This window comes from Brevibacterium litoralis (assembly GCF_040212315.1).
Lineage (GTDB): Bacteria > Actinomycetota > Actinomycetes > Actinomycetales > Brevibacteriaceae > Brevibacterium > Brevibacterium litoralis.
Window position 1 is genome coordinate 106,563 of record NZ_JBDIUY010000037.1, and the last position, 8,207, is coordinate 114,769.

The 8,207-nt window shown below is 66.7% G+C and carries 7 protein-coding genes; all 7 read right to left on the minus strand.

Annotated elements, in window-relative coordinates; translation table 11 throughout:
- Positions 1 to 2: 2 nt before the first annotated feature.
- Positions 3 to 482 carry a hypothetical protein gene (locus tag AAD496_RS13280; RefSeq protein WP_349829293.1) on the minus strand — a complete coding sequence of 160 codons (480 nt, stop codon included), beginning with the start codon at positions 480 to 482 and terminating at the stop codon, positions 3 to 5.
- An 8-nt stretch (positions 483 to 490) separates the two neighbouring features.
- Complete coding sequence (locus AAD496_RS13285) at positions 491 to 1,105, minus strand: hypothetical protein (RefSeq protein ID WP_349829294.1); 615 nt, start codon at positions 1,103 to 1,105, stop codon at positions 491 to 493.
- Complete coding sequence (locus AAD496_RS13290) at positions 1,102 to 2,397, minus strand: glycosyltransferase family 2 protein (protein WP_349829295.1); 1,296 nt, start codon at positions 2,395 to 2,397, stop codon at positions 1,102 to 1,104. Before AAD496_RS13290 ends, AAD496_RS13285 begins: the two co-directional genes overlap by 4 nt.
- Entirely contained in the window at positions 2,384 to 2,632 is a 249-nt protein-coding gene (locus AAD496_RS13295) for a hypothetical protein (protein WP_349829296.1), read from the minus strand. The genes AAD496_RS13290 and AAD496_RS13295 overlap by 14 nt, the downstream gene beginning before the upstream one ends.
- Positions 2,633 to 2,886: 254 nt before the next feature.
- Complete coding sequence (locus tag AAD496_RS13300) at positions 2,887 to 3,894, minus strand: glycosyltransferase family 61 protein (protein WP_349829297.1); 1,008 nt, start codon at positions 3,892 to 3,894, stop codon at positions 2,887 to 2,889.
- Entirely contained in the window at positions 3,891 to 7,271 is a 3,381-nt protein-coding gene (locus tag AAD496_RS13305) for a glycosyltransferase (RefSeq protein ID WP_349829298.1), read from the minus strand. The genes AAD496_RS13300 and AAD496_RS13305 overlap by 4 nt, the downstream gene beginning before the upstream one ends.
- The coding region (locus AAD496_RS13310) for a rhamnan synthesis F family protein (RefSeq protein WP_349829299.1) at positions 7,268 to 8,207 on the minus strand (940 nt) is incomplete at its 5' end. The genes AAD496_RS13310 and AAD496_RS13305, both read right to left, overlap by 4 nt.

Sequence of the window (8,207 nt, forward strand, 5' to 3'; positions counted from 1 at the left end):
CGTCACGTCGGTACCTCCGTCCCCGGCAGTCGTACGAGCGGTCCGTACCGGGACCGGTACTCGACGAAGACGGCACGCACGCGGGATCCGATGTCGCGGCCCATGGTCGGCCACCGGCGGACGTCCACCCGGAGGTTCCATGGCCGCGCGGCGTCGGCGTTTCGCTGGGGACCCACGAGTTCGGGCGTCACGAACTCCTCGCCCTCGTCGAGTCCGTGGACGTAGACGAAGGGAGCGTCCAGGTAGTCGGACCACTCGAATCCGTCCGGTCGACGGCCGGTCCCCGCTCCCGAGGCGCCCGCGGACTCCGTCGGTCCGGTGCCCTGTGGTCCCTTCGTGTGCTCAGGGCCCTCCCGCAGAATGATGATGAGCTCTCGGTCATCCACAGCGGCAGCGGTGACCAGCCCGATCCGGACGGTCGAGACCGTGCCCGGGACCGTGAAGTCCTGAACCGCCGCCACACTGAATCCACTCCAGGTCATCGGACCCATCACCTTTCCGACATCCCAGTGCTCGATTCCCCACAGTTCAGTTCTGTTCTACCCGGTTCTGTCACGAAGCTGACGTCCAGTCCTGCGCGTGCCACGACCGCACGGATCCGGTTACGGTCCTCGTCCGAGTCCGGGTCCGGCACCGACAACGACGCCGCACGGAGGTCACGTGCGAAGAGCAGGCCGACTGCAGCGGCCACGGGGGCTCGGCCCATGTCTTCCGCATGGAGCCATGCGTTCGAGGAGCACACCACTTCCTTCACACCCTTCAGGGCCCCGGCGAACCGATCGTCGCGGACCAACACCAGCCGCGTGCACTCCCGCGCCGGTGTGTTCTCCCCCAGATCCGTCCCGAACTCCACGTCCAGTCGCGTCGCTCGGCCGAGCTCGTCCTCCACAGCGGTCCCCGCCTCGACCGGGTACCCCTCGATCCCGACAGGACCCAGGTCCCGGCCGGCCAGCAGTTCCACGGCTCCCTGCACGGACTGCTCGTCCGTAGCCACCGGCGCCAGGTCGAGCAGCAGGTCCGGTGCGTCACCGGTGCCCTCGGCAGTCGCCCAGGTGAGGCGGGCCCGGCCCGGTGGCATGTCGCTGAGGATGAAGCGCGGTGTCAAGACACACCTCCGGTTGTGGGTTCGACGGACAGGAGCGTGGTGACCACGCCCTCGTGCTGACGGTGTACCGAGTATTCCAACGCATCGTCGAGGTTCGTGCACGAACGGACCCAGCCCTGCGCGTACCGACCTTCCAGGTCCTTCGCCGCCACGGAGTGCAGTACCGATGACGATCGTGAAGATGCGGAGAACGCATCCCCGTCGTCCGGTCCCGCACCGACGCAGACGACCGCGAACGGCGGGAGTTCAATTCCGGGCGGGGTCGCCTCGATCGTGTCGATCAAGTGGTCTCGGAGCAGTTCGACGACGTCCGGTCCGTCCGGCAGGTCGTGGTCTGCCAGGGCACACTCGGACCGCAGATGCGCCGTGACGCCGTCGAGCCCGGCCCTCGCCACGGCAGCACTCAGGATCTCGCTCCGGTCCATGCTGCGTGCGTCCTGCAGCAGCACGACACCCTCGTCGTCCGGCGCCGCGGCGACCACACCGGACCGATGGATCAGGCGGTCCGGAAGGAACACCGCGCACCGACTCTCCCACCGCTGTTCCGCTCGGAGGCCCCAGAGATCACGGTCCCGTTCCCACAGGGACCTGACGTGGTCATCGGTGAACCCGTGTCGGAGGAAGTCCCGGTCGAGCCCCGCCACGTACTTCTGCCCTCGGTAACCCGTCTGCGTGATGGCTCCGCCGTGCACCCGGCGGAGCACGCAGATGTTTCCGCTGTGACGGAAGCGCACACCGGACCGCAGCATGCGTAGGGCGAGGTTGTTGTCGACCGCGCTCTCCAACCCCTCGTCATAGCCGAAGGAGCGCATCAGTCGGGCCCTCACCAACCAGGTCGAGTGGCCGGGCGCGTAACCCGTGGGCAGCGCGGTGCCGTACGTGAGTTCACGCCCGGGGTGCAGGCGCATCTCGCCTGTCTTGTCGTCGAAATCGACATATGCCGCATGGATGAAGTCGACGCCGGGTCCGACCTTCTCCATCTGGCGGGCCAATCGGTCCGGGAGCATGATGTCGTCATCGTCGTGCACGGCGATCCACTCACCCCGTGCCTCGGCAGACCCGGTGTTCCGTGCCGCGGAGATCCCTCTCCCCCGCGATCGCACATAGCGGACCCGCGGATCGGGGTGGTTCCGGACCAGCTGCGCGGTCCCGTCGGTCGACCCGTCGTCGACGACGACGATCTCGAGGTCGCCCCACGTCTGGTGGACCACCGATTCCAGACTCTCCTCCAGGAGATCGGCCCGGTTCCGGGTGGCGATGACGACGGAGACCCGGGGTTCACCCAGCGACATCGCCCACCACCAGTTCGCGTACTCGATGAGTCCGACCGGGCAGGTGGTCGACGCGCTCGACCTCCCCGATCAGGGAATCCGGGAACCGCGCCGCGGCTCCTTCGGCCCAGGCGACGAGGCCGAACACCACCTGCCGGTCAGTCCACGTGTCATTCGCACCCGCCGGGCCGCCCACCGCTCCGATCACGACACGGTCGATGTCCCCACCCAGATACGCGTACCGGTTCTGCAACACCGCAGACCACTCCATCCCGGTGAACTCATCGCTCCGACCGGCAGGAGGGACAACAGCGAAGTCCTTCGTCCTCGTCGCCCCGGACACACGCAGGCCGACCAATCGTCGTCCCCCAGGGACATCGAGTCGGTAGACCCGAACGGCCCGGCCACCGAGATTGCCGAACTCCCCGCCCGGTGCCACCCGCCTACGACGCTCTGGCCGTCCGCCGCTCAACCGCCGGCCGACGGAGCGGAGCAGTGACCCGAGGCGTGTCATAGCGACGCCAGTAACTCGTCGATCCGGGCCATCGTCCAGGACACGTCCCGGTCGTCCCGGTCCAAACGCAGCGGCACGAAGGCGGTTTCCCGCGAGAAGGCCGCGTCGATGGCGCGTTGCATACGGATCGGCGTCCGAGGTGAGCGCCGATCACCGATCTCGATGGTGCGTGCCCCGGGATGTGCGAATGCCGAGAGATGAAGTGCGGAGCCTGCCAGGCCGACCAGGAGTGGCGCCTGCGCCGCGACGGCCATCTGCGTGGTCACGTCGAGTTCTTGCGGGTGCACGACGTCGAACCCGCGAGCTTCCATCTCCTCGTCGAGGAGATGGTCGGTCGACGTGCGTCGGGAGTCCTCCTCCAGTCGGGAGCGCGACAGGTAGACCGGGCGACCGTGGACGTGACGGCCCGGCATCATCCGGTTCCAGGTGTCCACGGCTTCCGGCCCGACGACGGCATTGAGGACGACCGGTCGCGACGGGATGATCAGGTGGTCGACCGTCCGCCAGTCGTCGACGATCTCGATCCGCGCCGCGCCCCAGCCGGCACGCCGGATGAATTCCCGCTGCCACGCCGACACGCGCTGAGGTCCCACGAACCGGTGGAACACCAGGCCGTCCACCGGGATCGGTTCCGGCCACAGGTTCGTGACCGTCTCGGTGATGAAATGCCCGAAGTGGGGCATCCAGTGACCGCCGTACAACCAGGTTCCCGGGAGCCGTTCCGCGGTGACCTTCTCCGTGTCGACCTTCCCCGGGTCGTCGGTGAGCACGAGGTCACCGCCTTTGCCCCCGAGCCGTTGGGAAATCGGTCGCAGAGCGCCGTCCGGGTTGTAGACGGCACCGCGGATCCGGTGGCGTTTGCCCTGCACGGAGATGTGGGTGGCGGACAGGACCGCTTGTGGGACGCCCACCGACCGTGCGGGGACGTCCAAAAGCTCGGGTACCGCGGCGGCCTCCCACCGGACCTCGCCCGCTTCGAGGTCCTTCTCCGGTTCGCCGGTCATCCGACGGTGGCCCCTCGCAGACGCAGCGCGTCCTCGACGAGGACCCGGGCTCGGGCGTCGAAGCTGTGGGACTCACGCACGTGGGCGGACACCGCGCCGAGCGTGGCCTCGTCGTAGTACCGCTCCGGCCCTGCTTCTGCGAGCAGGAGGAGGTCCGCCGGAGACCGGAACACGGCTGGACCGTGCGGCAGGACATCGGCGGGGAACAGACCGTCGATCCCGGTGACGTCATCGGTGAGCAGGCGTCCACCGGACGCCAGGATGTCGAAGATCCGGTTGGAGATGAAACCGTGCTCCCGCATGTCGGCCCAGTGGTCGTTGAGCGCCCACGTGGCGCCCCGGTAGTACCGCCGCAGGGTTTCGTTCGGCACGTACTCTCCTGCGATCGCGGAGTCCGGCACCAGTCCTTCCCAGTCCTTCCCGTAGACGGTCACGGGCAGACCGGCCTTGGCGGTGTGCCAGGCCGCGGGACGATACTGCTTGCGCGAGTTGCCGACCATCAGGAGCTTGTGGCGGACTTCCTCGACGGGATCGTCGATGTAGAACCGCTCGGGGTCCGTGCACTGGAGCATGGGAGTGACGTCGATGCCCCACTGCGACCGAACGATGTCCGGCCACGACGTACTGGCGGCGTACACCTGGTCGTACGCGGCCATCTCACGTGCGCTGACCTCGTCCGGGTGGCTGATCACCCACATGAGATTGGTCGTCGCCGTCGGCAGCGGGACCCGGTCCAGGCCGCGGAGTGTGAGGACGACGTCGTCCAAGTGGGCCGAGTCCCTTCCGGCATTCGGCCCGTACTCGACGACGGCGTGTTGCCCCAGACGTCGGAGGGCAGCAGCCAAAGACTGCCCGAAGTGCCAGTCTCCCCACGACGCGGCGTTGTCGTTCGCCGGGGCCGCGGTCTTGAGGGCCCACCGGAGCTGCGGCAGGTTTTCCTGCACGGATTCCAGGGTCCGGAACGTCCATCGCGCGGTGGTCCACCGGGACGGCTCCGCCGGTGCGGAGACGGACGACGCCCCTTCGAACACAGCGTCGACTCGGGCCAGGTCGAACGCTGTCGAGGTGCCGGCCGGGGGTGTCTCCCACAGCTCGCGGTACATGTGGACATCGGCTTCTCGCTCGGGTTTGCGCGAGAACGACCCGGTCTTCATCAGGGTCGCTCGCACCGAGTGATCGAGGACCACCGGCTTGGCGGTTGATCGAGCGATCTTCTGCGAGAGATCGATGTCGGCCCACAGGTCCTTGAGCTTCGTGGTGAAGCCACGAAGGGCCAGGACCTCCTCCGTGCGTACGACGAGAGGGAAGGGTGCGCCGGGAACGGGACCGTGGTCGGTGGTCCAGTCGGGCGAATCCGGGTGCAGTCCCCGGAGGAAGGGAACCGGGTCGGGGGTGTGGTCCGAGTAGATTGCCCCGGCGTCGTGGATGAGACGGGTCCCGTCGAGCACGAGCGGGTGGACTGCGGCGGCTCCGGTGTCATCCAGTCGGGAGATGAGCCCGGTCAGGTCTCCCGTCTCCCACCGGTGTCCCGCGGACTGGAGGACCAGGTATTCACCCTGGGCGGCACGGATCGCTTGATTGAGGTACAGGGGCCGGGAACCTCCGGCCGGAGCCGGGACGACCCGGACCGGCACAGTTCCGAAGGTGGCCGGGACCAAGGAGCGTGCGGCTCGCCGGTCGTCGGAGGCCGCCACGAGGATCACCTCGATGTCGGCGTCACCGGCATGTGTGACGACATCGTGGATGACGTCACCTGCTTCGCGTGCTGATTCGACACCGTCGACGATGACGGTGACACGCCCGGGAACGATCTCCCGTGGGGTGTGTGCATTCCACAGGTGCTTGTCCCGCACATGGTAGTTCCACGCCACCGACTGGGATTCACTGATCCGATTGGGGTCCTGATCGTCTTCCGAGTACCGGACGCCGACGAAGGGAACCTGGACGAGTTCAGTGCGTCCGGACAGGTTGAGGACCAGGTCGTAGTCGACCGCTCGCCGAAGGTGTTCGTCGAATCCACCGATCTCGTCGAGCACACTCTTCTTCGAGACGATCGCCGTCTGGTCGATCGAGTTGCTGGCGAGAAGGGTCTCGTGGGTGGCCGGCACGCTCCGGTAGACCGTCGAGCCCTCGAAATCGACGGCGACCATCGAGTACGCGGCGTCGACACCGGTGACGGTCAGGTGACCGATCATCGTCCGGAGGAACTCCGGGTCCCAGACCTTGTCCGAGTCGAGAAAAGCGATGTACTCGCCCGTCGCCGCGTCGAGCGCGGAGTTCCGGGCCGCGCTGACTCCCCGGTGGTCCAGTTTGAGGTACTGGATCCGGTCGTCGCGCGCGGTTTCCGCTGCGAGGATGTGTTCCGTGTCGTCGATGGATCCGTCATCGGCCACCACGAGTTGCCAGTTCTCGTAGGACTGTGCGCGAACGGAGTCGATGGCCGCGCGGAGCGTTCCGGCTCGGTTCCAGGTCGGCAGGACGATACTCACCTGCGGCCGTTCGGAGGAAGTGTCGAACTCTGCCAAGGTCTGTTCGAGCGCCGGATCCACTGACGGCGGAGTCTCCTCGCCCCGGGAGGGTGCCAGGGTGCGAGCGCGTTCGGCCCAACGCACGGCGAGCTCGAGATAGGCCGGCCGCACCTGGTTGTAGGTGAGACCTTCGGCGATCCCCATCGTGGCGGACTCATAGGGCAGCGGCGCGTCGTTGCCCCGATTGAGAAGGAAGGACGCGAGCGGACCCGATTCGTTCTCCGGAAGGGCCGGCTCGACGAGGTCGGGGTCGAACAGGGCCGATGTGGGTTTGGACCACGTGGAGTACTCGTTTCGCACGTACTTCAGCAGCGGGTCGATGTTCGCAGTCGACCAGTTCACGGCTACCCAGTCGGGGTCGAACAAGGGATGCAGTGTCCGACCGGCCACGCGTCCCTCTGCCAGATAGTGTTCGACGGCGCTCCGGGCGTCGGGGAACTCGCGGCCGGTCACCGCCTCGTACCACTCCAGGTCGAGGATGCGTGAGCGGAGGATCGCTCGAACGTCGGCTTCCCGGACCATCACAGCCGGGGCACTCTGCCGTCCGGATCCTGCCTGAACCTTCTCGGAACCGCCGGCGAGGGCGGAAGATTTCCCAGTTCCCATTGCAGTGGCAGAACCGGTTGAGCCCTTCGCCCCGATCTTCCGTTCGAGTTTCCGGGAGACCGCGTACAGGCGGGAACTCAGAGTTCTCCGGGTGTCCAGCAAGAGGATGATGACGCCCAACTGCAGAATCCCGAGGACCACCCAGACGGCCACGTCGTAGTCGAAGGTGAAAGCCGCCACGACCAGGAGGACGAGGAGCACGAGAGCGCACCCCGTGATCAGCAGGGCTTTCTTCGACTTCACTGGGTGTCTCCTGTTGCGTTCTGTCGTGCGGTCGCCGGTCGTGATGGTGTCTCTGCCACGTGCGTGGTCTCTGGAGAAAGTCCGATTTCACGTCCGGCGAATGCTGGATCCAGGCAGTATCCCAGCCCGGAGGCACGGAGCGAGCGTTCGGACACCACGATGTTGTTCTCCCCCGGCCGGAACGGGTACTTCGGTTTGGTCGCGGTGAGGAAGTCCCGGACGCCCTCCAACAGGTCGGGCCGCGTCGCTTCTGCTGTCGACAGGAGTCGTTCGGCCCCGAGTTCGTACGGGTCGTACCGCAGTGTGTCGAACTTGAGGAGCGGGAGCCTGTCGTCGACCAGGAACCGGTCGGCCAAGGCGCAGGCCGGATTGAAGTTCAACGTCCGGTCGCCGTCCCATTCGAGCACCTCGGACATGTACTTGTCCGGTTCCTTCACGTGAGGCCGGACGTCCGCATAGTGCCGGAAGCGACTCCGGGCCAAGGCGAGCTCCGTGTCCGTTGGGACGAAGTAGCCGCCGATACTGAACCCTGCGTTCTCGACTGCACGGGACAGGCCGATCTCGTACTCGTGGATCACGCGAGTACGATCCGACACCGGCTCCATGTACTTCCAGAAGTTCCGGAATCCCCGCGACCGTGTGAGCTCTTGTTTGGCGGTGAAGAAGAAGCTCTGCACATGTCCGCCGTAACTGAACGAGTGCGTCATCCCCATGAGGTCGACCTCATGGGCACGCCGGCTTTCCGTGATCTGGTGCAACGGGACCGAGGGGCCCACGAAGCTGTCGTTCGACACGACGACTCGGTCGTAGTCCGGGTAGTCGGGCACCAGGTCGAGTCCCCACTTGTAACTGTAGAAGTCGTAGCCGAAGTTGGGCCGGGTCACGAACTCGACGCCGTGAGGCAGGAGATCCATGTCCTCGTCTACGAGGCCGGAG